Genomic DNA, 24,943 nt, shown 5'->3' on the forward strand with positions numbered 1-24,943 from the left:
AGAAGGACGGACATAAAATATGGTAGTTGGAGATTTAGCATTAGAACTCGAAACAGTAGTTATCGGTTCAGGTCCTGGTGGATATGTTGCAGCTATTCGTGCAGCACAACTTGGACAAAAAGTAGCAATTATTGAAAAAGAATACATCGGCGGCGTTTGCTTAAACGTCGGATGTATTCCATCAAAAGCATTAATCAATGCAGGACACCGTTACCGCGAATCATTAGATTCAAAAGCTTTCGGTATCTCAGCAGACAATGTAACAATTGATTTTGCAGCAACTCAAGAATGGAAAGATACTAAAGTTGTTAAACAACTTACATCTGGAGTCGAAATGCTTCTCAAAAAGAACAAAGTAGAAATCATTCGTGGAACAGCATTCTTCAATGATACACACCAATTACGTGTTGTTAATGGAGATGATGCACAATCATATACATTTAAAAATGCAATCATCGCAACGGGAAGTCGTCCTATTGAAATCAAAGGTTTCAAATATGGTAAACGAGTTCTTGATTCAACAGGCGGATTGAACTTAAAAGAAATTCCAAAACGCTTAGTTGTTATCGGTGGTGGTTACATCGGAAGTGAGTTAGCTGGTGTATATGCTAACTTAGGAACTGAGATCACAATCTTAGAAGGTGGTCCATCAATTCTTCCTCAATTCGACAAAGACATGATTAAACTTGTTGAAACTGAGTTTAAATCAAAAAATGTTAATATCGTAACAAATGCAATGGCTAAAGAAGCAAAAGAGCTTGATGATGCAGTAGCAATTACATATGCAGTAGACGGAAAAGATGTAACAATCGAAGCTGATTACGTATTAGTAACTGTTGGACGTCGTCCAAATACAGACGAATTAAGCTTGACAGTAGCTGGCGTTGAAGTTGGTGAGCGCGGATTAATCCCTGTTGACAATCAAGGCCGTACAAGCCAAAGCCATATCTTCGCAATCGGAGATGTCGTTCCTGGAGCAGCATTAGCTCATAAAGCTTCATACGAAGCAAAAGTTGCTGCTGAAGCAATCTCAGGACACCCATCAGCAGTTGACTACGTTGCAATTCCAGCAGTCTGCTTTACAGACCCAGAACTTGCAACAGTTGGTTTAACTGAAAAAGAAGCTAAAGAACAAGGACTTGTTGTTAAAGTTTCTAAATTCCCATTTGGAGCGAATGGTCGTGCACTTTCATTGAATGCAACTGAAGGTTTCGTTCGTTTGATCTCAGACAAAGAAACAGGATTACTATTAGGTGGTCAAGTTGCAGGTGTTGGAGCATCAGATATCATCGCTGAAATTGGATTAGCTGTTGAAGCTCGTATGAATGTTGAAGATTTATCATTAACAATTCATGCTCACCCTACATTGTCAGAGACAATCATGGATGCATCAGAGTTATCATTAGGATTACCAATTCATATCTAATCAAAGGAACCCGCAAAATTTGCGGGTTTTTCTTTATTCTGAAACAATTTTCAGACGTTACTTCATATTTTCCAATAATAGATGCAGAATTAAAATGTTTAATAGCGTTTCATAAGCTCATCTATTGCTTATATAAAGGCATGAAACGCAATCCAGACGCTATTTAACACTGAATGTAACTACAGATGAAACAATTTTCAGTAATTTACAAAACTTTTTCAAATATTTGTGTAATCTATGAAAAATCAATTGACAATTGTATGAAATGATATATAATTACAAACATACAGTAAGTCACGTAGGTATTTACTTGTAAATAAGGAGGAAGAAGTAATGAAAAAGATATTTGCACTTTCATTAGCAGTTCTTTTGGTTCTCACAGGTTGTGGACAATCAAAAGGCGGTGGCTCAGCCGAACTGTCTAATAAATACTCATATGTATATTCAACTGACTTAAACATGTTGGACTATACAGTATCAATGAAAGCTACAGATGGAGACCACTTTGGTAACTTTGTAGATGGATTATATGAAAATGACCCTTATGGAAACTTTGTGCCAGCATTAGCTGAATCACACACAGTTTCAGATGATGGACTCGTTTATACATATAAAATTCGCCAAGGCGTAAAATGGGTTACAAACACAGGGGATGAATATGCAGAAGTTAAAGCTCAAGACTGGGTAACTGGAATTGAACATGCAGTTGCAGAAAATTCACAATCTCTCCCAATCGTAATCGGAAGTATTAAAGGACTCGCAGAATACCGCGAAAACCCAGCTTTAGGTATCGAATCAGTCGGTATGAAAGCTCTTGATGATTACACACTTGAAGTTACATTGAACCAACCAGAAACATTCTGGCAATCAAAACTTGTTTACGGTATCTTATACCCAATCAATGCTGAATTCTTGAAAAATCAAGGGGATGCATTTGGTGGAGCGGATCCATCAAGTATCCTTTATAACGGACCATATGTTCTTGTAAATAACACTGCAAAATCAGAAATTCGTTATGAAAAAAATAAAGCATACTGGGATGAAAAAAATGTCTTCTTAGATGAAATCAAACTTATCTATGATGATGGTAAAAAACCAGATGAATTCATCAACCGTATGGAAAAAGGTGAATTAACAACTGCTCGTGTTTACCCTAACTCACCTGGATATGCACAAGTTAAAGAAAAATACGCTGACAATATTATTACGTCAGATACAAACGGAACAACATTCTATGCTACATTCAATGTTAACCGTGCATCATACAACCACACAAGCAAAACAACAGATCAAGAAAAAGCGGATACACAAGCAGCGATTCAAAACCGTAGCTTCCGTCAAGCTATTGGTCATGCATTCGATCGTGGATCATACAATGCACAATCAGTTGGAGATGATTTGAAGTCAGTTGCTTTACGTAACACTTTAATTCCACCTACATTTGTTACTGTTCCTGGTCATGACTATGGACAACTTGTAACAGCTGAAATGCAAGCATTGGATGCTGAACTATACAAAGACTTCAAAATCGAAGATGGACATGACGCACTTTACAACCCAGAAGTTGCTAAAGGATTAATCGAAAAAGCAAAAGCTGAGTTACCAGGTGTAACATTCCCAATTCGTATTGATGTTCCAGTATTACAAACAAGCGAAATCCAAGTAAATATGGCTAAATCTTTAAAACAATCAGTTGAAACATCATTAGGTACAGAAAATGTACAAATTGACTTACAATTGCTTGATAAAGATCCATACTACAATGCTACATACTTTGCAGAGTCAGGTGCTCAATCAGACTTCGACCTCTCAACAGCATCAGGATGGGGTCCAGACTACCTAGATCCAATGACATACTTGAATATCTTTAACTCACGTAATGGTGATGTTCTTCAAGTTCTTGGATTAGATGGTTCAACAAACCCTAACGGAAACGCAAGCTCAGTTGACGCAATTAAAGCAGTCAGACTTGCTGAATTCGATGCATTACTTGATGCAGCAGCTGCAATAACAGATAGCCCAGAAGCACGTTTCAAAGAATTTGCTAAAGCAGAAGCTTGGTTAAATAATGAAATGTTATTCATTCCTATCTATGCACAAGGTGGAACACCAAGTGTAACAACTACAGTTCCTTACTCACGTACATGGGGTTGGTCAGGTTTATCAACAAACCGATTCAAGTTCATGAAAGTGCAAAAAGAACCTGTAACAGTTGCTCAACGCGATGAAGCGAAAAAAGCATGGGATGCAGAACGCACAAAACAAAACTAATAAATATTAAATACATTTAAACAGCCGTAAGGTGAGGGTTAATAATTTAACCCTCATTTTGTGGCGCTAAGGAGGTAAAGCAATGAAAAAATATGTATTGCAACGTATTCTGCGTTCAATTCTTTCGATTCTTATCGTAACAACAATTGCTTTCGTTCTTGTATACTCATTGGTTCCACGTCAAGATATTTTTGTCTCAGATCCTACCTATACAAAATTGAAAGCACAACCAGATGAACTTTTAGACTATGAAAATGTCACATACCAAAGTAACGGTTATTTGGATTACTATAATCCTTCACAACTTTGTACAGCTGCTACATCAACAGATGCAGAGTACACAGACTGTGTTGATGGAAATGGTAAACAATATATCGATGCTTGGGCACAAGCGAATTCCAAATGGGTAGTTAACACTATGCCTATGTCAGGAAAACCTTATGCAACACGAGAAATACCTACACTCGAAAAAGTTGTCCGTTTTTACGGATCATTCTTACAAATTGACCATCCATGGAGAGTTCAGGATGCGTCAAATCCTGATTTATCCCGTGGATTAGGGCTATCAATGAATGAGAATGTTGGATTAGCTGTCACTTGTGATGGCTGTGAAAGCAAAAATCAACTTTATATAAATGGTACATTCCCATTTATTCATCAAAACTTTATTAAAATCAATCTAGGAAAAGCATATCCAACTTACAAGGGACAAGATGTAACACAGGTAATTGGTGGGTCACAAGGATCACCAGTATCACGTCAAGTTACTTTTGAAACTGGAAAAACAGGGAATTCCGCACTCGACTTTGGAACATGTAAGTACCGTCCATCCGATCGCCTAGACCGACTCGATAAAGAAAACTTTAATGATAACTATACAGACTGTCTTTCAGTAAATGATGCCCCTTCAATGTTGAGTATGTCATTTATTACAGGAGTAATGTCGGTTATTCTAGCTTATGCAATAGCAGTTCCTGCTGGAGTTGTTATGGCACGTAAAAAAGGAATGTTTGTGGACCGTTTTGGTGTTGCAATCATTACTGTTTTAATCTCGGTTCCAAGTTTAGCTTCAGTTTACTTCTTCCGTATGATTGGATCATCATTCTTTGGAATGCCTGAGAACTTCCCAACATTGGGACCTTCAAATCCGCTATCTTACGTAATGCCTACGATTATTCTTGCACTTCTTTCAGTTTCTGGAATTATGATGTGGATTCGTCGTTATATGATTGACCAACAATCCGCAGACTATGTTAAATTTGCGAAAGCAAAAGGTCTTTCAGATAAAGAAATTTCTAAAAATCATATTTTCAAAAATGCAATTATTCCAATTACAGCAGGTATTCCAGCATCTGTGATCGGTGCGATTGCAGGGGCAACAATTACTGAGCAAGTATTTGCTATGCCTGGGATGGGTAAAATGTTACCGGATGCGATATTGCAACATAATAATGCAATCGTTATTGGACTAGTATTCATCTTTACAACAATGTCAATTATTTCAGTACTCCTTGGGGATATTCTGTTAACAAAAGTTGACCCACGAATCAAACTTGATACAAAGGGAGGAAAATAGCATGCAAAAAACAGCAGACGAAAGATTTCAGTTCGTAAAACTTGATGCTCTAGCGTCAGAACGTATTGATGCACCACGCTACTCCTATTGGAACTCTGTTTGGCGTAAATTTATTAGTAATAAAGTAGCTGTTACGATGCTTGTCGTATTGGCATTAACATTACTTATGTCATTTATTCAACCGATGTTCTCAGGATATGACTTCATGGATACATCAAACATTAATGATATTGGTGCTCGTTACCAATGGCCATCATTCCAATACTGGTTTGGTACCGATGGAAATGGTCACTCACTCTTCGATGCCGTATGGGCGGGGGCTAAGACGTCTCTTTCAATCGGGTTGCTTGCAACGCTCTTTACATTTGTTGTAGGTATTACTGTTGGAGCTGTGTGGGGTTATTCAAAACATTTAGATCGAATTATGATCGAAGTATATAACGTTGTAAGTAACGTTCCATACATCTTAATTGTTATCGTTATTTCATATGCAATGGGATCGGGCTTCTGGAATCTTCTATTTGCGATGTGTATCACCAGTTGGGTTGGTACGGCATATAGCATTCGGATTCAAGTTATGATCATGCGTGATCGTGAATATAACCTTGCGTCACAAACATTAGGAACACCGCTTCCGCGTGTTATTCAAAAGAACATTTTGCCTTACTTAATTTCAGTTATCGTAACGCAAATGTCTCGTTCTCTTCCAGCTTTCATCTCTAGTGAAGTTTTCCTTTCCTATATTGGTGTTGGACTTGGAGCGAATATTCCATCACTTGGTCGTATTATTTCAACGTATACATCAAGTATGACAACTCATCCATATCTGTTCTGGATTCCTGTAGGAGTTTTAGCGCTTGTATCTGTCTCACTCTATATCGTTGGACAAACACTTGCTGATGCCTCAGATCCAAGAACACACATGTAAGGCGGTGCATTATGAATAAAACTATATTAAAAGTAGAAGATATCGTCGTAAAGTTTAAGGTTCGTGATCGCGAGTTAACAGCGATCCGTAATCTTTCGCTTGATATTCTAGAAAATGAAACACTCGCAATTGTAGGTGAATCAGGATCTGGTAAATCGGTTCTTACGAAAACATTTACTGGGATGTTAGAATCTAATGGATATATCTCATCTGGTAAAATTAGCTATAACGACATTGTTTTAACCGATATTAAAACAGACAAAGAATGGGAATCCATTCGTGGTGCAAAAATTGCAACGGTCTTTCAGGATCCAATGACATCATTGAACCCAATTCGTACTATTGGTTCGCAAATTACGGAAGTAATTATCAAGCATCAAGGTATGTCAAAAGTGGAAGCTAAAGCTGAGGCTATCAGTTTGATGAAGCGTACAGGAATTCCGATGGCTGAGAAACGTTTTGATGATTATCCTTTCCAATACTCAGGAGGGATGCGTCAACGTATCGTTATTGCCATTGCATTGGCGTGTCGTCCAAATATTTTAATTTGTGATGAACCAACTACAGCATTGGATGTTACCATTCAAGCTCAAATTCTTGAATTAATCAAAGACTTACAAAAAGACTATGGATTTACAACAATTTATATTACGCATGATTTAGGTGTTGTTGCATCGGTTGCAGATAAAGTAGCTGTTATGTATTCAGGCCAAATTGTAGAGTATGGTTCGGTAGAGGAAATCTTCTATGAAAGCCGCCATCCTTACACATGGTCATTACTATCATCATTACCTCAATTAGGCGTTAAAGGTGAAAAACTCTTCTCGATTACAGGAACACCACCATCACTTTATAATGAAGTTGTGGGGGATGCTTTTGCACCGCGTAATCCATTTGCGATGCAAATTGATTTTGAAGAAGAACCACCACGTTTCCAACTTTCAGAAACTCATTTTGCGCGAACATGGTTGTGTGATGAACGTGCTCCAAAAATTGAGAAACCAGAAGTTATTCGTGACTTACACAGTAAAATTCTGAAAATTGAAAGCATGAATAAATCAAAACATATGCACACTGAGGAGGAATCAACAAATGTCTAAAGATAAAGATGTTATAGTATCGATTAAGGACCTTGTTGTTCAATTCGGTAGTGGTAAAAATGTATTTACCGCTGTAAATAAAGTTAGCTTTGATATTTATCGTGGCGAAACGTTTGCGCTTGTAGGTGAATCAGGATCCGGTAAAACGACTATTGGTCGTACAATCGTCGGAATTAACGAAATTGCTGATGGAGAAATTCAATTTGAAGATCTTCAAATTAAGCGTAAAATGGCGAAGAAAGATCGTGAGAACATTATTAAAAATGTTCAAATGATTTTCCAAGATCCAGCTGCATCATTAAATGAACGTGCTACTGTAGACTATATTGTCTCTGAAGGACTTCATAACTTTAAACTCTATAAAAATGAAGAAGACCGTATTGAAAAAGTTGAAAATATCATTCAACGCGTTGGTTTACTTCCAGAACACTTGACACGTTATCCGCATGAATTCTCAGGTGGCCAACGTCAACGTATTGGGATCGCTCGTGCGCTTGTCATGGAACCCAAGTTTGTTATTGCTGATGAACCGATTTCAGCACTTGATGTATCAATTCGCGCGCAGGTTCTAAACCTTTTGAAAGAACTTCAAGAAGATAAATCGCTCACATACCTATTTGTTGCGCATGATTTATCTGTTGTTCGTTTCATTGCGGATCGTATTGCAGTTATCCATCATGGGGTTATTGTTGAGTTAACAGAGACAGAAGAATTGTTCCGTAACCCAATTCACCCATATACAAAATCATTGCTTTCTGCGGTTCCGGTTCCGGATCCACAAGTTGAACGCAATAAAAAACTTATCATCTATAAAGAAGATATGCACGATTATGAAACGTCAAAACCTTCTTTCGTAGAAATTCGACCTGGACATTTTGTTTGGGCAAATGAAGAAGAAGTTACTGCTTACCGAGCAGAACTTGCAACGCAATAATCAAAAAAAGCGTCCATGCGACGCTTTTTCTTTATCTAGAGCATTATAGGTTGCAACAGAAAGTGACTATGCTATAATTAGTTAGTCGACTAACTAATTAAGGAGAGATAGTATGGAAAACCAGCTTATTACGCTTTTCAGACAAGTGACGTCAAAACATCGTGCAGTTGTTCAAAACTATTTAGATGATTACGATCTCTATATTGGACAACCACGATTTTTATCGACTTTGAAACGTAATCCGGGAATTACGCAAAAAGAACTTGTTGAAATTATGAACGTATCAAAGGAGTCCGTTTCAGTGACCGTGAAGCGCCTCGAAGCAGCTGGGTACATTAATAGAGCAGTAAGTGAGTCAGATCGTAGGGAGAAGCACCTATTTCTATCTGACAAAGGGGAAGAGCTCGTACTAGATTTTACAGAAGGGTTTGAGCGTATTGATACAGTGCTTTTTCAATCACTGTCAGAATCACAACGCGAAAATTTAGCTGTTACATTTAAAATTATGTTAGATGATTTGGAAAAGGAGTTGGAAAGATGAAGAAATTTTTTAAGTATTTTAAACCTGAAATTCCAGCTGCGATATTGGGAATTATCTTTGTAGGTGGTGTTGCGTTTATCGAACTGTACCAAATACAATTGATGGCTGAAATCATTGATGTAGGGATTGCACAATCAGACTTTAATGTTATTTTGTCTGTAGGTCTCAAGATGATGGGGCTGGCTTTATTCGCAGCTGCAGTGGCAATGTTAGGTCTTGTGTTTCCATCTCAAGTCTCAAATAACTTTGCATTACGATTACGTGAAGATTTATTTAAACGGATTCAAACATTTTCAATTAAGAATATGTCAACGTTTCAAACGTCTTCACTTGTTACACGTTTAACCAATGACGTTAACTTTTTACAAAGAACACTTATGATGTGTTTGCGTCTTTTAGTAAGGGCGCCGGTGTTCTTGGTGAGTACAGTATACCTGACATACATTATTAGCCCAGAGTTATCTTGGGTAATGCTCGGTGCTGTAGTTTTTCTATCACTTGTTTTAATTTATGTCATTAAAGCAGGGTTCCCACGATTTGTAAAATTACAAAAAATGGTTGACCATATGAACCGTAAAGTTCAAGAGTCGCTCATGAATATACGCGTTATCAAATCATTTGTTCGAGAAGATTTTGAGGATGACGGATTTGATACAGAGAATAAACAATTGTTTGATGCGAACGTATCAGCAATGAATTTGATGATTGTGATGAACCCGGCCTTAACGGGTGCGGTTCACTTTGCAACATTATTTATCGTTTGGATTTCGGCATTCTTGATTGTGGATCAAAATATGATTCAAGTTGGAGACTTGCTTGTGTTCATCAACTATTTACGATTTACGATGTTCTCTATGATGATGATTACGAATGTTCTGATGATGGTATCACGAAGTAAAGCGTCAGTCATTCGTTTATCAGAAGTATTGGATACTGATTCAGATATTCGTAATGCTACAGACGCATACCAATTAGATGATGTTAAAGGACACATTCGATTTGAAGATGTGTCGTATCGTTACTATGATGATGCGAATAATGTACTTCATAACATTAATCTAGATATTAACCCGGGTGAGCATATTGGAATTATTGGATCTACGGGAAGTGGTAAGTCTACCTTAATAAACCTCATGGCACGTTTAATCGACGTCTCTGAAGGAAAGATCACGCTAGACGGTGTTGATATCAGAAATCTGGATATGGCGTTCTTACGTAGCCAATTTGGCTTTGTGCCGCAAAAGAATGTCCTGTTTACTGGAACAATTGGTGGAAACCTACGACTCGGTAACGAAAATGGAACTGAAGCGGACATGCGTCGGGCTACTGAGGCAAGTTCAATCTACTCGTTTATCCAAGAAAATCCGCAAGGATTTGATTATCCTGTACAACAGGGTGGAACGAACTTCTCAGGTGGACAACGTCAACGTTTATGTATTGCTCGTGCGTTAATGGTGAATCCACGTATCCTTGTTTTGGATGACAGTACGAGCGCATTGGATGCTGCAACGGAACAAACTGTCAAAGCATCCATTGCCAAAATGTATAGTGAAACTACGGTAATTAGTATCGCTCAAAAAATCAGCTCAGTTGCTGACAGCGATAAAATCGTGGTATTGGACGAAGGACGGATTGTTGGTTTGGGTAAACATGATGAACTCCTTGAATCATGTACCGTTTACCAAGAAATCTATCACAGTCAAATGAGTAAAGGAGGTATGGAGTAATGAGTCAAAAAAGTTTAGTTATCGGAAAGCATAAGCCTAAAGATCAGAAGAAAACTTTGGGACGTTTGATTTCATACCTTGGTGAAAGTAAAGTCTTATTGACAGTAGTTATCATTGCGTCGGTCTTATCGACATTAGGTGGGCTTTATGGAGCGTATGCCATCTCACCAATGATTCAAATTATTCAAAATGCTTTAAATGGTGTTATTACCCGCAACATGATGATTGAACAATTAGGAGTTCAAATTCTAGTGTTGGCTGTAATTTTTGCTATTGAAGTTGCAACAATGTATTTGTCTGCACGTTTGATGGTAAAGATATCTCAGAGAACGGTGGAAACCATTCGGAAAGAAATGTTCTCACATGTCTTACGTATGAAAGTCAGCCATCATGATGCGAATGCACATGGGGATTTAATGAGTCGTTTCACCAATGATATTGATTTGGTTGGTGAAGGCTTAAATACCGCTGCAGCTTCCATTATCATCAATGTTTTTACGTTGATTGGTACAATTATCGTTATGTTTATGTTGAGTCCGATTTTAACTGTTTTAACCCTGATTATCATTCCGTTATTAAGTTTGATGTCAAATGTCATTATTAAGAAATCGCGAATTTACTCGAAGCGACAACAACAATCATTGGGTGATTTAAATGGTTATATCGAGGAAACGATGGAAGGCCAAATGGTGATGCAACTTTTCAACCATGAAGCACAAGCGCGAGAAGATTTTCAAGTTAAGAATAAAATCTATCGAAAAAACTCGCAGTTTGCACAAATTATTTCTATTATGATTTATCCTTTAATGCAGAATATTAATACAATAAGCTATGCAATCATTGGGATTGCGGGTGGTTGGTTATCTATTAATGGGATGTTGAGTGTCGCAAACCTTGGTGCCTATGTTAATATGACACGGACACAAGGAAAACCAATCAATGAGATATCGAGTCAGTTCACAACATTGCAATCTGCAATTGCCTCAGCTGAGCGTATCTTTGAATTGCTTGATTGGACAGAGGAAATGGTAAATGCTGATGATGTTATCTTGGATAACGTAATTGGAGATGTTCGTTTTGAGAATGTTACATTTGGCTATAATCCAGATGTTCCTGTTCTTAAAGATGTTTCCTTTTGGGCAAACCCTGGCCAGAAAATCGCATTCGTTGGATCAACGGGTGCTGGTAAGACAACCATTACGAACTTGATTTCACGATTCTACGAAATCAATGCAGGAAAAATTTTTATAGATGGTCAGGAAATTTCGGAAATCAACCGTTATAGCTTACGTAAGCATATTGCAATGGTACTTCAAGATACACACTTGTTTAGTGGAACAATCATGGAAAATATTCGTTATGGAAATCTTGAAGCAACCGATGAAGAATGTATCGACGCAGCGAAACTTGCGAACGCGCATCATTTCATTCAAACTTTAGAACATGGTTATAATACTGTAATAAGTGGTACGGGTTCTGAGCTTTCACAAGGACAGAAGCAACTGCTCAATATTGCGCGAGCAGCGGTTGCGAACCCAAGTATTTTAATCCTTGATGAAGCAACATCATCTATTGATACCCGAACAGAACGTCTAATCGAGCAAGGAATGGATTCATTAATGGAAGGTCGAACAACCTTCATTATTGCTCACCGTCTTTCAACGGTGCGAAATTCCGATGCAATTATCGTTTTAGAACACGGAGAAATTATTGAACGTGGGGATCATGATGAATTAGTGGCTATGGGTGGTCGCTATGCATCGCTGTACTCAGGTCAAACACAATTAACGTAAAGGTGGCTTTTGCCACCTTTTTCTTGTTATAATTAGCCTGTCGGGGGTAACATATATGTTAAATGTAGAATATTTAGATAATTGTGGATATACGGTTGAAACAGAGTCTGGTATTTATGTTTTTGATTATGTAGGGGGACAATTACCATCGCATTATTTATTTAGTAAGAAGCCTAACTATTTCTTTGTGACGAGCACAGATGAGAAGCGGTTTAGTGACTCCATCTTGGCATATCGTAAACCTGTATTTTATGGGGGTACAAAGAATGTAACAGGCTCGATTGATGTACAAAAGGTTGAGCCCGGGGATATCCTTCACCTGGGTCATGCACGTGTGTATGTCTATCAAGCGACCCGCTCGGGTGTCTATTTCGTAATCGAGGAAAAGCATCGCGTGATTGTTCACGGTGGTGATTTGAACAACTGGCATTGGTCACGACTTTCAACACAACGACAAATCAAGTCAGCTGTTGAACGCTTTGAGAATGCCTTGATTCCACTCCATCGCTTTGAGACAATCGATCTAATGATGTTTTCAATTGATCCAGAAATGATGCAAGACTATGACTTAGGTGCACGAACTGTTATCAAGCGTTTTAAACCGAAGTACTTTTTCCCAATGCAGTTTGGAGAAAGTATTCATAATCTTGAATCGTTCTTGAATTGGACAGAGCAAATCGCAAGTACACAGTGTTACAAACCATTGTATAAAAATCATATTTTTAGAATCGAGGCATAGTATTAAATGTATAAAGCAGTAATTTTTGACTTGGATGGGACATTGATGAATACCATCGCAGATATGGGAAACAGTATGAACCGCTCACTTGAAAAGCGTGGTTTACCAACACATACACTCGTAACCTATCAAACATTTGTTGGTAATGGCATTCCTAAACTCGCAGAGCGTTCCATGCCTGAGGGTTATGGTGATTTTGAGGGATTACTTCAAGATTTCCTCGATGATTATGCGCATCATTATGCGGATGATTCTGAGCCCTACGATACCGTTGTTGCAACATTAACGACGTTGAATGAGCGTAATGTTCCAATCGCAATCGCAACCAACAAAAAACAGGAATATACTGATGGAATTGTAGAAGCGTATCTGGGTGATATTGATTTTGTGGCCGTGATTGGTGATCAGTTTGATGGCAAACATAAGCCAAACCCACATTATCCATTATCCATTGCACAAACAATGGGTGTAGATCCAAGCGAGATTCTTTTTGTAGGTGATAGTGATGTCGATATGAAGACTGCCGCAAATGCTGGCATGACACCAATCGGGGTCGCATGGGGTTTCCGTGCTGTGGAAGAGTTAAAAATGCATGGCGCTTCACAAATACTAGCATCTATGGATGAAATTCTAACATTCTTTTAGCCTGTAGCATACAGGCTTTTCTTTTGTCTAGCAAGCACCCAAAAAAAATGCTAAAATAGAGCAGTATGTAGGAGGATTTTATGAATAAGAAACCTGTAGTTTTAATTGTCATGGATGGTGTTGGTTTAACAGACCAAGTTGAAGGTAACGCAGTTGCTCAAGCACATACTCCATTCCTCGATAAATTAATGGAAAGCTCACCAAATATTGAATTAAAAGCTCATGGACTTGCAGTTGGATTACCAACAGATGAAGACATGGGAAACTCAGAAGTAGGTCACAATGCTTTAGGATCTGGACAAATTTTCTCACAAGGTGCGAAACTTGTTAATGAATCAATCGAAGATGGCAGTCTTTTTGAATCAAAAGCATGGAACCTATTAACCGATTCACTCGAAAACAATACGTTACATCTTTTAGGGTTATTATCAGATGGAAATGTTCATGCACATGTTAACCATGTCGAGGCATTAATTAAAGAAGCTAAAAATTCTGGTGTTAAACACTTAGCATTACATGCACTTCAAGATGGTCGAGATGTTGAACAACAATCAGCACTTATTTATATTGACCGTATCCAAGCAGTTATGGATGCATTGAATGATGACACATTCCACGCTGAATTCGCAAGTGGTGGTGGTCGTATGCTCGTTACAATGGATCGCTATGATGCGGACTGGGGCATGGTCGAACGTGGATGGAAAACTCATGTCTTGGGTGAAGCAGAAATGTTTGAATCGGCACAAGCTGCAATCGAACACTTCCGTACTGAAGATCCAAAATTATCAGACCAATATATTCCAGCTTGGGTGGTTGGTAAAGATGGTAAAGCAGTTGCACCAATCGTTGATGGAGATTCCGTAATTCTCTTTAACTTCCGTGGTGACCGTGCGCTTGAAATTTCAAAAACATTTGAAGGGGATGCGTCATTTGATAAATTTGACCGTGTTCGTGTTCCTAATGTCAAATTTGCAGGGATGCTTCAATACGATGGAGATTTAGGAATTCCAGCGAACTTCTTAGTTGAACCTCCACGTATTTCAAATACATTAACTGAAACACTCATCGCAAATAACAAGTCATCATTCGCAATTTCAGAAACTCAAAAATATGGACACGTTACATATTTCTGGAATGGTAATAAACTTGATAAATTTGATGAGACACTCGAAACATTTGTTGAAATCAAAGGTGATGATGTTACTTTTGATCAACGTCCTTGGATGAAATCAGCAGAGATCACTGATGAAGTTATTGCTGCAATTCAAAGTGGAAACTATGACTTCATTCGTCTCAACTTCCCTAATGGGGATATGGTTGGACATACTGGTGATATGCTCGCTTCGATTATTTCAGTTGAAGCAGTTGATCTTGCAATCGGTCGTTTGTTACCAGTTGTTGAAAAACATGATGCAACTTTAATCGTTCTTGCAGACCATGGTAATGCTGATGAAATGATTGATAAAAAAGGTAATGCGAAGACATCACACAGTCTGAACCCAGTACCATTCATCGTTTACAACCGCGATGTGGAACTAAAACAAGACGGTAATTATGGACTCGCTAACGTCGCAGCAACAGTTGCCGACTTACTTGATATTGAACCAAATCCAGTATGGGAAACATCTTTAATTAAAAAATAATATTTCTCGACCAATTTCACAATTTTTTGTGGAATTGGTTTTTTTATTGATGTGAACGCCATGCAAATATTAATTTTATGTAAAAATATTCACAAACACATAAAATAGGTCTATAATTAAAACATACCGGGGGGTATAATATGAAAAAAATAATGAGTCTTTTTGTCACCCTTGTTTTACTAATGAGTGGTGCAAGCATGAATGTTCATGCGGATGCGCAAGAGAAAGTGGTCTATCCGGATCTCAGTCTCACCACATCTTCCAAATCAGTCAAAGTTGGAGATGAATTTACGTATTCCATTAATAACTTTGAATTTGATACAGATGTTCAAACTCACATGCAGGGGATGTATCGTGAGGCACTGATGTTTCACTTCTTTTCTGAGTCCACGGATAGTTCGATTGAACTCCAAAGCATCGAATTTCCAAAATTAGAATTTGTAACTGAAGACAACCAACATTATGGTGCTGTTGTTAAAATTATGGATTTTGGTCAAACGGATGGTATTGAATTTACAACATGGTTAAGTGGAGAAGATTATACAACAATTAACCGTGATCAATTTGTGGAACTAACGCAAGATTTTACAAAGAATGGATACCGTGTCTATGTGCGCCCAACAGAAGAAGGCAGTGATTATGGTGTTTATGGTGCCCAATATAAATCAATGAAGGCATCAGGTCCAATCAAATTTAATTATAAAGTCGTTGGTAATGGACAACCACGTGCAGATAAGCCATACCCATATTTTGTATTCAGTGCTTTTAGTCCAGAAAGCGATTTGCCTGCAAACAATAAATTTGGCTATGTTTACTTTGCAGATTACGGATTAACACGTGAAGTTGAGACACCGTTCAACCCAGCAGACAAAACGTTGTCGCTCAAATATACCGTGACAAACACAGGTCCGTATAACATTACAAATATTAATCTATTTGAAAAAGCAAACGGCTTTGTGCCAGTAGAGGGTGGTTGGCAATTGATTGATGATATTTTCGTCAAACCCATAACTACTGAAGCGGGTTATGATGTGATCGCACCTGGTGAGTCGCGTGAATTTGTTCAACAATTTAAGCTTGATGATTCAACCGTTAAGGCAAATTACACGTTTGAAGGCGGTCTTTACACGAACGGTGATTTTGCGAACAAAACAGATATTGAGAATCTCATGATAAATATTGCGAAACCGAAGTTTACTGTAAATTTTGAGACGAACGGCGGAACCGCAGTTCAGAGTATTCTCGATATTGTAGCAGGTTCAACAATATCCATGCCGCAAACAACACGAACTGGATTTACTTTCAAAGGGTGGTTCGTTGACCAAGCATTGACCCAAAAATGGGACTTTGCATTCAATCGTGTTGAGAATAATATGACTCTTTTCGCAAAATGGGATGAAAATCCAGTGGTTGAAACGTTTGATGTTACATTTAACAGTAATGGCGGCTCTGCCGTTTCAAGTCAAGTGGGGCTATCAAAAGGTGCAAAAATTTCCAAACCGCTAGATCCAAGCCGTTCAGGATATACTTTTAAAGGATGGTTTGTGGATGAAGCCATGACAGCGTCATGGAATTTCGATACGAACACAGTTACTGGAAACACAACACTTTATGCTAAGTGGGATGTAAATCCAGTGGTTGAAACGTTTGATGTTACATTTGACAGTAATGGCGGCTCTGCCATTTCAAGTCAAGTGGGGCTATCAAAAGGTGCAAAAATTTCCAAACCGCTAGATCCAAGCCGTTCAGGATATACTTTTAAAGGATGGTTTGTGGATGAAGCCATGACAACATCTTGGAATTTTGATACAGACACTGTCGATAAAAATATTACACTTTTCGCGAAGTGGGAAGCAAAATCTATTGATAAAACGTTACCAGCAACGGGACAAAGTTCCGATAATTTTGTATTTGTGGGACTGGTATTATCAGCGGCTGGCCTTCTAATAGTGCAACGTCGACGTCTTCAAAAATAGTGAAAATGTATACAAAGGAGCCAATTAAGGCTCCTTTTTTCTCGAATAATAGAACAATGATTGCAATTCAAAATAAATCTGTGTATAGTAAATCATATTAAAGAGAGGAGCATTACCATGCAAAAAATTCTACATAAGATTACTAACCAAAACGAAATGAGCGTGCGTTCACAGCTCCACTCGAGTCTATAAGAATACTCTGACTGTGAAAACACCTCGCGATTATTAATTAAGAGAGGGTTCACATGAACAATATTAAACGTTTTTTTTCATATTATAAGCCATATAAGGCTATTTTTACTGTGGTGTTATTGAGTGCTTTTGCATTATCACTGATTTCGCTACTTTTTCCAATGATTATTCGCTATGCGACAAAAGAACTTGAAGTCGGTAACGTTTCAATCATTGTACCAGTTGTCACAGGAATGTTATTACTGGTTCTTATCTATACAGCAGCATCATTCTATTTATCGTACCAAGGCCACATGATGGGGGCTCGTATTGAGAATGATATGCGTAAAGAATTATTTTCACATTATCAAGATTTGTCCCTGGATTTTTACGACAATCATAAAGTAGGTTCTTTAATGTCACGAATCACCGGTGATTTATACAATATTGGAGAGCTTGCACACCATGGACCAGAAGATATGGTTATGACGAGCGTGAGTTTTGTCGGAGCGTTAATTCTAATGCTTCTCATAAATGTAAAGCTTGCGCTGATACTCTTCGCCTTGATTCCTTTAATTTTCATTTATGCTCTTGTTATGAGTCAACGAATGGGGAAGCAATATGGTGTTAACCGAGGTATTATGAGCGATATGAATGCGTCGATTGAAGAATCATTGTCGGGAATTCGTGTCGTTAAATCATTCGCGAATGAGGATCATGAAAAAGCGATGTTTGCAGAGTTAGGCAATACTTTTATCGAAGGTAAAAAGGCGTTCTATCGATCGGAGATTTTATTCTATGAAGGTCTTGATGGGTTTATAACGGCTTTGCCTGCAATCTTACTTGCTTTTGGAGGCTTTGCATTGTACATGAATGCGATTGACTTAGCAGACCTTCTTGCTTTCTTCTTACTCATGTCTAATTTCACCAATCCGATTCTTAAGTTTATGCACTCAATGCTTCTATTCCAAGATGGTGCATCTGGGTTCAAACGCTTTTTAGAGTTTATGGATATCGAGCCAAACATTAAAGAAAAAGATCTGGCAATTGTACTTGGAACAGTGGATGGCAATATTGAGTTTGAACATGTATCATTTTGCTATGACGATGGAATAATCAATGTTCTTGATGACATTAATTTTGAAGTCAACTCAGGAGAATTTGTAGCGCTTGTTGGTGCATCGGGATCGGGGAAATCAACATTAACTTCTTTATTACCTCGCTTCTATGACGTTACACACGGCGCGATTAGAATTGATGGGGTAGATGTCCGTGATGTTACCTTTGACTCATTGCGCAATAACATTGGAATTGTTCAGCAAGAAGTTTATCTATTCTCGGGCACAATCTACGAGAACATTGCTTATGCGAAACATGATGCAAGTATGGACGATGTCATTGCGGCAGCCAAACAAGCCAATGCCCATGATTTTATTATGTCACTGCCAAATGGTTACCAAACCGATATAGGTCATCGTGGTGTGAAATTGTCGGGAGGACAACGTCAACGCTTAAGCATTGCGCGTGTGTTCCTAAAGAATCCACCTGTACTTATTTTTGATGAAGCAACCTCATCGTTGGATAATGAAAGTGAGCGTGTCGTTCAAGAAGCTATGGAAACTCTTGCGGCTAACCGAACCACAATCGTCATTGCGCATCGTCTTTCGACAATTCGAAATGCGAAACGGATTATTGTGTTGGATGATCATAAAATCGCAGAGACTGGAGACCATGAGTCGTTAATCCGTCAAGAAGGAGTTTATGCATCTCTCTATAATGCACAGTACTAGATTTTAAAAGAGAACAGCACATGCTGTTTTTTTTATATGATAATGATTTCAATAGCCATCATCATCCATTAGTATAATTTGTGCAGTGTTTCACAAGAATATTGTTACAACCGCAGTATTCAGTTCTTTGTGAAAGTATTTGCGAATTAGATTAGTGAATTGTATTGTTTTGCTCTCTAAATAAAACTAAACTAAGAGAGCAAGGGAGGCATTTCAATGAACATAATGCAAATAAAATCTCGAGTCTATGTTTATAATGCATCATTTGCAGTGCTTTTACTCAATGTCAGAAATCGTGAAGTTTGTGATATTGAGTACAAGGAATGTGGTAATTCATATGTTAGTTGATCGTAATCAGTATCGATACTTAGCTGTTGGATGTCTTGTTCTCTTAGGACTTGCATCGCTATTCGTAGGCGCTTTGGACATGTCGTTGTTACAGTTACTCGCAGGTAATACCAATGCGTGGCATACATTAATGTATAGTCGTTTGCCACGAGTTATTGCAGTTATTCTCACGGGTATTTCGCTGTCAATTGCAGGTCTCATTATGCAAAAGCTATCACAAAATCGCTTTGTTTCACCATCCACTGCGGTGACGATGGACGGCGCCCGTTTGGGAATCTTGGTTGCGTTTATCGTCTTATCAAACCAATCGCTGTGGAGCATTTCCATTTTTGCATTACTCTTTGCTGCAGTCAGCACAGTGCTATTTATGACTGCAGTTTCAAAACTAAAAATTAAGAATATCGTGTTTGTCCCATTATTAGGAATTATGATTGGTATGATCATCGATTCTATCACAACATTTTTAGCCCTTAAGTTTGACTTGTTACAAGTTTTGTCAGGCTATATGACAGGTAGCTTCACACCAATCCTGCAAGGAAAATACGAGTTATTATTTATTAGTATTCCACTTATTATAATTGCGGTTCACTATGTCCATCGGTTTAGTATCGTCGCCATGGGTGAAGATTTTGCCCATAACATTGGTATGAACTACAAACGTGTCATGCTATTAGGAATCTTGATTGTCGCAACACTAAGCGCAAGTGTCATTGTAACAATAGGAAGCATTCCGTTTGTAGGGTTAATTGTACCCAATGTCATTGCGTATCGGTTTGGCGATGGTCATCAAGACATGCTTTTAGATACAGCATTGTTGGGCGCAAATTTATTGCTCGTTTGTGACCTCATAGCACGCTTAGTTATTTATCCATATGAAGTGCCTGTAAGTCTAGTTTTAGGGATTATAGGTTCAGCGTACTTCTTATTTATTTTGTTGCGAGGTAATTATGAAACGTAGATATGAATGGCTCATAATTGCCGTAATGTTATCCCTTGTATACTTCTTTTGGGGAATGAATAGCAATAATTATCAATACCTGATGTATCGTCGTAGTACGCGATTGCTGGCGATGTGGTTCGTTTCACTGCTAACTACAACCGCGACAACTTATTTTCAAGTTACGACTAACAACCGAATTCTAACGCCATCACTGTTGGGATTCGAACGCATGTATATTCTGGTTCAAACAGTTATTGTGTTTTTACTGGGAATCTTCATGAAACCATCCTTAAACTTTCTTGTATCCGTTTTTGTAATGGTCGGTATTGGTACATTGTTTTATGGCATTATTCTTAAAAAAATGCAACGGGATCTGTTTGTATTACTATTGGTTGGAACGGTTCTTGGAACGTTATTTTCCAGTATCAATGCCACGATGCAAATGATGATGGATCCGAATGAATTCTCGATGATTCAAAGTCAATCGTTCGCATCGTTTAATGCAGTTGATACCAATGTATTATTTATTGGTATGGGATTATCCTTGGTAGGCTGGTTTCTTGTGTACCGCATCCATCATCAAATTGATGTTGTGGCTCTGGGTACTGACCATGCTATAAATCTTGGCATCCATATACCACAATTTCAGATTTATAGTTTAGCGATTGTTGCGCTATTTACTGCGATTTCTACAGCGCTTGTCGGTCCTATAGGATTTTTAGGACTTATCGGCACGAACGTAGCACGAGAATTCTTGCAGAAACACACAACGCGTTCGATTATTACGCAGGGTGTCTTCTTCTCTACAAGTTTGCTACTGGCATCACAACTTCTCTTTGAAAGACTGTTGAATTTGAATACAAGTGTTAGTGTATTTATTAACCTTTTAGGGGGCGTCTACTTTATTTATCTCATGTTAAGGGAGCGATTTAAATGATTGAAATAACAAATCTATCAAAAAAATATGGTGATTTTCTTGCATTGGATACGTTAACACTCGACATTCATCGCAATAAAATCACAGCCATTGTTGGCGAGAATGGTTCTGGGAAATCAACATTACTTAATATTTTAGGGCGTCTCCAACCAGCTACTCAGGGACGTGTATCTGTAGCGCATAAAGATATCCACGACTATAGTCACTTGGAATTTGCGCAAAAGGTAGGAACCTTAAAACAATCGAATGGTATTAACCTCAGATTGACGGTTAAAGATCTCGTCTGTTTTGGCAGGTATCCACACAACCAGGGGAAACTGTGTGATGAGGATCTTTTGATTGTGGAAGAATCATTAGCGTTTATGAATTGTTTAGATTTGCGTGATAAATACATTGATACGTTGAGTGGGGGCCAACTCCAACGGGTTTATATAGCGATGATACTTGCACAGGATACAGATATCATGTTGCTTGATGAACCCTTAAATAATCTTGATTTAAAACATGCACATGAAATGATGGAAATCATTCGTCGACTTGTGGATGAACGAAACAAAACTGTCGTGATTATTATGCATGATATTAATATGGTGTACCGTTATGCTGACAATGTGATTGCACTAAAACATGGTCGTTTGATGTGTGATGGGTGTGTTGAGGATGTGCTCAATCCTCGCATGTTGTTTGATATTTATGGAATGAAGTTTACGGTACAAGGATGTGCTTCTCATAAAGTTGCATTTATAGAATAGAGGAAAATATGAAAAAAATTATTGTAGTTTTAATGGCGGTGCTCGTGTTAGCAGGGTGTGCACCCAAAGGAAAAACACAGGGAAATATTGAAATAACCCATAAACTTGGAACGACCAATGTTACCTTAAATCCCGATAAAGTAGTCATATTTGACATGGGAATTTTAGATATTTATCAAAAGTTTGAACTGCCGGTTGGTGCAGTTGCTAAAGCGTCTCTACCAAAGTCGTTGGATGCTTATAATGATGAGGCCGTTATGGACGCAGGAACATTGTTTGAGCCTAATTTAGAGGCTCTAGCAGAATATGGACCAGAGCTAATTATTGTTTCGGGGCGTGCATCAAAACACTACGATGAACTTTCGAAAATAGCGCCTACAATTTATATGGGACGTGATTCAAGTGATGCTGGATTATTAGAATCCGTCGCAACAAATATCGATACTCTTTCAAAAATCTATACAGATACAGATTTCAAAGATGCTATGAAACCGTTAAATGATGCTGTAACAAATCTGGCTACGAAAGCAAAAGCATCGAACCTTTCAACTATGTTTATCATGGCAAATGGTGATGAAGCAAAATCATTCGGAGCCAAGAGTCGTTACGATCATGTCTTTAACGAATTTGGTTTTACTCCAGTTGATCATGAACTTGATCCATCAACACATGGTGCATCCGTATCATTTGAACTTATTAATGCATTACAACCAGAAATTATGATTGTTATGGACCGAGCTGCAGTAACAGGTGGCAAAACTTTAGCCAAAACACTCATGGATAACGATTATGTCAACAACACTCCAGCAGCAAAAAACAATCGAATTATCTATGTAAATCCAGAAAGCTGGTATTTAACAGAAGGCGGATACCAAGCAATTTTAGATATGGTTAATGAACTAACACCATTGTTCTCATAAGAAACAGGTAGCATATACTCCATTATGCTACCTGTTTTTGTATTGTTTTAGACACTTAGATTCTATTCCATTATGGATGGTTTATGGTACACTATATGCAGATATAACTTTATAAAGGGGTAATATATGAAAAACGAAAAGGATTACATTTATATCCATGGCCACCGTAATCCCGACACGGATTCAATTGTATCAGCGATCGCTTATGCACATTTGAAAAACGAACAAGGGATTCCTGCCATAGCGTGTCGTTTGGGGAAGTTAAGCGAAGAAACAGAGTACATTCTTGATAAGTTCGGTTTTGAGGCACCAATCTTATTAAAAGATGCACGTGCAACTTTGGATGAAATTGAGTTGGATGAGGCAACTGAAATTCATTTGGATACATCGATCAAGGATGCGATGGACATTCTTCAAGAAAAGCGTCAAACGCTTGCTGTCGTTGATGACCGCCATAATCTGGTTGGGGTTGTTACATCATCAAATTTGGCACACATTGCCATGGGTGATACGGCGCACTCTATTGAACTCTTGAAACGAACACCCGTAGAGAATATTGTAAATGCAATCGATGGAACACTAGTCTATAAACCTAAAGAATTCCGTTTCAATGGAAAAACTAGCATCGTTGCGTTAGCATCATCAAAGTTAGAAAACTATAATCTCAAAGACCGTTTGGTCATTTTAGGGAATGATTCAGAAGCCCAGCTTGAAGCAATCAATAAAGGTGCAGCATGTATTGTTGCTGTCTGGACGGAAGAAATTAGTGATGAAGTCTTACAACATGCAATTGAATTCGGTTGTGCCATTATTTTATCGTCCCATGGTTCAATGAATACGTCACGTTATCTTATTTTTTCGCCAAGTGTTCGTGAAATCATGACAACCAATTTACTCTACTTTAATAAGAACGAATTTGTAGACGATGTAGAGTCACAGATGCTTAAAACGCGATTCAGATCCTACCCAGTTGTTGATGATGATAACCGTATTTTCGGATTTGTCGCACGCTACCACATTCTCAACAGCCCAAGTAAACGATTGATTTTGGTAGACCATAATGAATATTCCCAAAGTGTTGAAGGGGTGGAAGAGGCTGAAATTCTTGAAGTCATTGACCATCACCGTATTGGAGATTTAAATACGGTTAAACCCATTTATTTCCGCAACGAAATTATCGGTTCTACCGCATCAATTATTACAAAAATGTACCATGAAAATGGTGTCAACATTCCACGTAATATTGCATCTATTTTATTAGCGGCATTGATTTCCGATACTTTAAATCTTAAGTCGCCAACAACAACGAAGCAAGATTTTCGCATAGCACACCAACTTGAGGCAATATCAGGATTGGATCGCTACTCATTCTCGCAAGAGATGTATGAAGTCACGTCATCATTACGAAACAAACCGTATGAAGACATCATTAATCAAGATATCAAGACATTTCACATCTCAGGAAAAGAAGTTATGGTATCGCAAGTGGTTATTTATCACTTCACCGAACTCGATGCCATCCACGAAACTTTTGAAGAATCAATGGAAGAGTATGTCAATAAACATGGCTTAGACTTACTTGTCGTTGTCTTCACAAGTATCGAAGATAATGGATCGATTATTGTTTCAGCGGGTTCATTGAAATCTTCGGTTCTGGATGCCTTCCCACAATCAGAATCGGACGATCGCTCATTCCTACCTGACGTTGTGTCACGTAAGAACCAGATCATACCAAGGCTGTCGACAGCGATTGCACGTTCAGTTCAGAAGAAAATGTAAAGAAAAG

At 38.2% G+C, this 24,943-nt stretch carries 20 protein-coding genes; all 20 read left to right on the forward strand.

The genetic code is table 11. The features are described 5' to 3' along the window. Positions 1–19 precede the first annotated feature (19 nt). The 20 genes from lpdA (at position 20) to G7061_RS04730 (ending at position 24,936) form a co-directional block, all read left to right on the forward strand. On the forward strand, positions 20–1,426 hold the full coding sequence (gene lpdA, locus G7061_RS04640) for a dihydrolipoyl dehydrogenase (RefSeq protein WP_159638080.1): 1,407 nt from the start codon (positions 20–22) through the stop codon (positions 1,424–1,426). Positions 1,427–1,759: 333 nt separating this feature from the next. Then, positions 1,760–3,697 carry a peptide ABC transporter substrate-binding protein gene (locus tag G7061_RS04645; protein WP_159640012.1) on the forward strand — a complete coding sequence of 646 codons (1,938 nt, stop codon included), beginning with the start codon at positions 1,760–1,762 and terminating at the stop codon, positions 3,695–3,697. 82 nt (positions 3,698–3,779) lie between these two features. Beyond that, the gene (locus tag G7061_RS04650; RefSeq protein ID WP_159638084.1) at positions 3,780–5,273 is read left to right on the forward strand and encodes an ABC transporter permease; all 1,494 of its coding nucleotides are present in this window, start codon (positions 3,780–3,782) and stop codon (positions 5,271–5,273) included. Between the two features lies 1 nt (position 5,274). Continuing rightward, on the forward strand, positions 5,275–6,201 hold the full coding sequence (oppC, locus tag G7061_RS04655) for an oligopeptide ABC transporter permease OppC (protein ID WP_159638086.1): 927 nt from the start codon (positions 5,275–5,277) through the stop codon (positions 6,199–6,201). Between the two features lie 11 nt (positions 6,202–6,212). Continuing rightward, complete coding sequence (locus tag G7061_RS04660) at positions 6,213–7,301, forward strand: ABC transporter ATP-binding protein (RefSeq protein WP_166119339.1); 1,089 nt, start codon at positions 6,213–6,215, stop codon at positions 7,299–7,301. Next, positions 7,294–8,235: an ATP-binding cassette domain-containing protein gene (locus G7061_RS04665; RefSeq protein WP_166119346.1), complete on the forward strand. Its 942-nt coding sequence runs from the start codon at positions 7,294–7,296 to the stop codon at positions 8,233–8,235. Before G7061_RS04660 ends, G7061_RS04665 begins: the two co-directional genes overlap by 8 nt. A 112-nt stretch (positions 8,236–8,347) precedes the next feature. After that, a complete protein-coding gene (locus G7061_RS04670; RefSeq protein ID WP_159638092.1) occupies positions 8,348–8,776 on the forward strand; it encodes a MarR family winged helix-turn-helix transcriptional regulator in 429 nt (142 codons plus the stop codon). Further along, positions 8,773–10,503 (forward strand): ABC transporter ATP-binding protein, encoded by a 1,731-nt coding sequence (locus G7061_RS04675; protein WP_159647073.1) that lies wholly within the window; start codon positions 8,773–8,775, stop codon positions 10,501–10,503. Before G7061_RS04670 ends, G7061_RS04675 begins: the two co-directional genes overlap by 4 nt. Further along, entirely contained in the window at positions 10,503–12,296 is a 1,794-nt protein-coding gene (locus G7061_RS04680) for an ABC transporter ATP-binding protein (RefSeq protein WP_166119351.1), read from the forward strand. The genes G7061_RS04675 and G7061_RS04680 overlap by 1 nt, the downstream gene beginning before the upstream one ends. A gap of 55 nt (positions 12,297–12,351) precedes the next feature. Further along, the gene (locus tag G7061_RS04685; protein WP_166119354.1) at positions 12,352–13,035 is read left to right on the forward strand and encodes a metal-dependent hydrolase; all 684 of its coding nucleotides are present in this window, start codon (positions 12,352–12,354) and stop codon (positions 13,033–13,035) included. Positions 13,036–13,041: 6 nt separating this feature from the next. Continuing rightward, positions 13,042–13,680, forward strand: a complete 639-nt coding sequence (locus G7061_RS04690; protein WP_159640022.1) for an HAD family hydrolase — start codon at positions 13,042–13,044, stop codon at positions 13,678–13,680. 80 nt (positions 13,681–13,760) lie between these two features. Next, positions 13,761–15,323, forward strand: coding sequence for a 2,3-bisphosphoglycerate-independent phosphoglycerate mutase (gpmI, locus tag G7061_RS04695; RefSeq protein WP_159640024.1), 1,563 nt, complete (start codon positions 13,761–13,763; stop codon positions 15,321–15,323). Between the two features lie 140 nt (positions 15,324–15,463). Continuing rightward, positions 15,464–17,299: an InlB B-repeat-containing protein gene (locus tag G7061_RS04700; RefSeq protein ID WP_166119358.1), complete on the forward strand. Its 1,836-nt coding sequence runs from the start codon at positions 15,464–15,466 to the stop codon at positions 17,297–17,299. Positions 17,300–17,544: 245 nt separating this feature from the next. After that, a complete protein-coding gene (locus G7061_RS04705; protein ID WP_166119363.1) occupies positions 17,545–19,260 on the forward strand; it encodes an ABC transporter ATP-binding protein in 1,716 nt (571 codons plus the stop codon). 216 nt (positions 19,261–19,476) lie between these two features. Further along, positions 19,477–19,608 (forward strand): hypothetical protein, encoded by a 132-nt coding sequence (locus tag G7061_RS10935; RefSeq protein ID WP_255466701.1) that lies wholly within the window; start codon positions 19,477–19,479, stop codon positions 19,606–19,608. Then, complete coding sequence (locus tag G7061_RS04710; RefSeq protein WP_166119368.1) at positions 19,598–20,566, forward strand: ABC transporter permease; 969 nt, start codon at positions 19,598–19,600, stop codon at positions 20,564–20,566. Before G7061_RS10935 ends, G7061_RS04710 begins: the two co-directional genes overlap by 11 nt. Next, positions 20,556–21,485: an iron chelate uptake ABC transporter family permease subunit gene (locus tag G7061_RS04715; protein ID WP_166119373.1), complete on the forward strand. Its 930-nt coding sequence runs from the start codon at positions 20,556–20,558 to the stop codon at positions 21,483–21,485. Before G7061_RS04710 ends, G7061_RS04715 begins: the two co-directional genes overlap by 11 nt. Beyond that, positions 21,482–22,237 carry an ATP-binding cassette domain-containing protein gene (locus G7061_RS04720; RefSeq protein WP_159640034.1) on the forward strand — a complete coding sequence of 252 codons (756 nt, stop codon included), beginning with the start codon at positions 21,482–21,484 and terminating at the stop codon, positions 22,235–22,237. The genes G7061_RS04715 and G7061_RS04720 overlap by 4 nt, the downstream gene beginning before the upstream one ends. Positions 22,238–22,245: 8 nt before the next feature. Further along, a complete protein-coding gene (locus G7061_RS04725; protein ID WP_166121270.1) occupies positions 22,246–23,157 on the forward strand; it encodes a siderophore ABC transporter substrate-binding protein in 912 nt (303 codons plus the stop codon). Positions 23,158–23,283: 126 nt separating this feature from the next. Further along, positions 23,284–24,936 carry a putative manganese-dependent inorganic diphosphatase gene (locus G7061_RS04730; RefSeq protein WP_159640036.1) on the forward strand — a complete coding sequence of 551 codons (1,653 nt, stop codon included), beginning with the start codon at positions 23,284–23,286 and terminating at the stop codon, positions 24,934–24,936. Positions 24,937–24,943: the final 7 nt, after the last annotated feature.

Origin of the sequence: Erysipelothrix sp. HDW6B (assembly GCF_011301115.1) — a bacterium.
Classification (GTDB): domain Bacteria; phylum Bacillota_I; class Bacilli_A; order Erysipelotrichales; family Erysipelotrichaceae; genus Erysipelothrix; species Erysipelothrix anatis.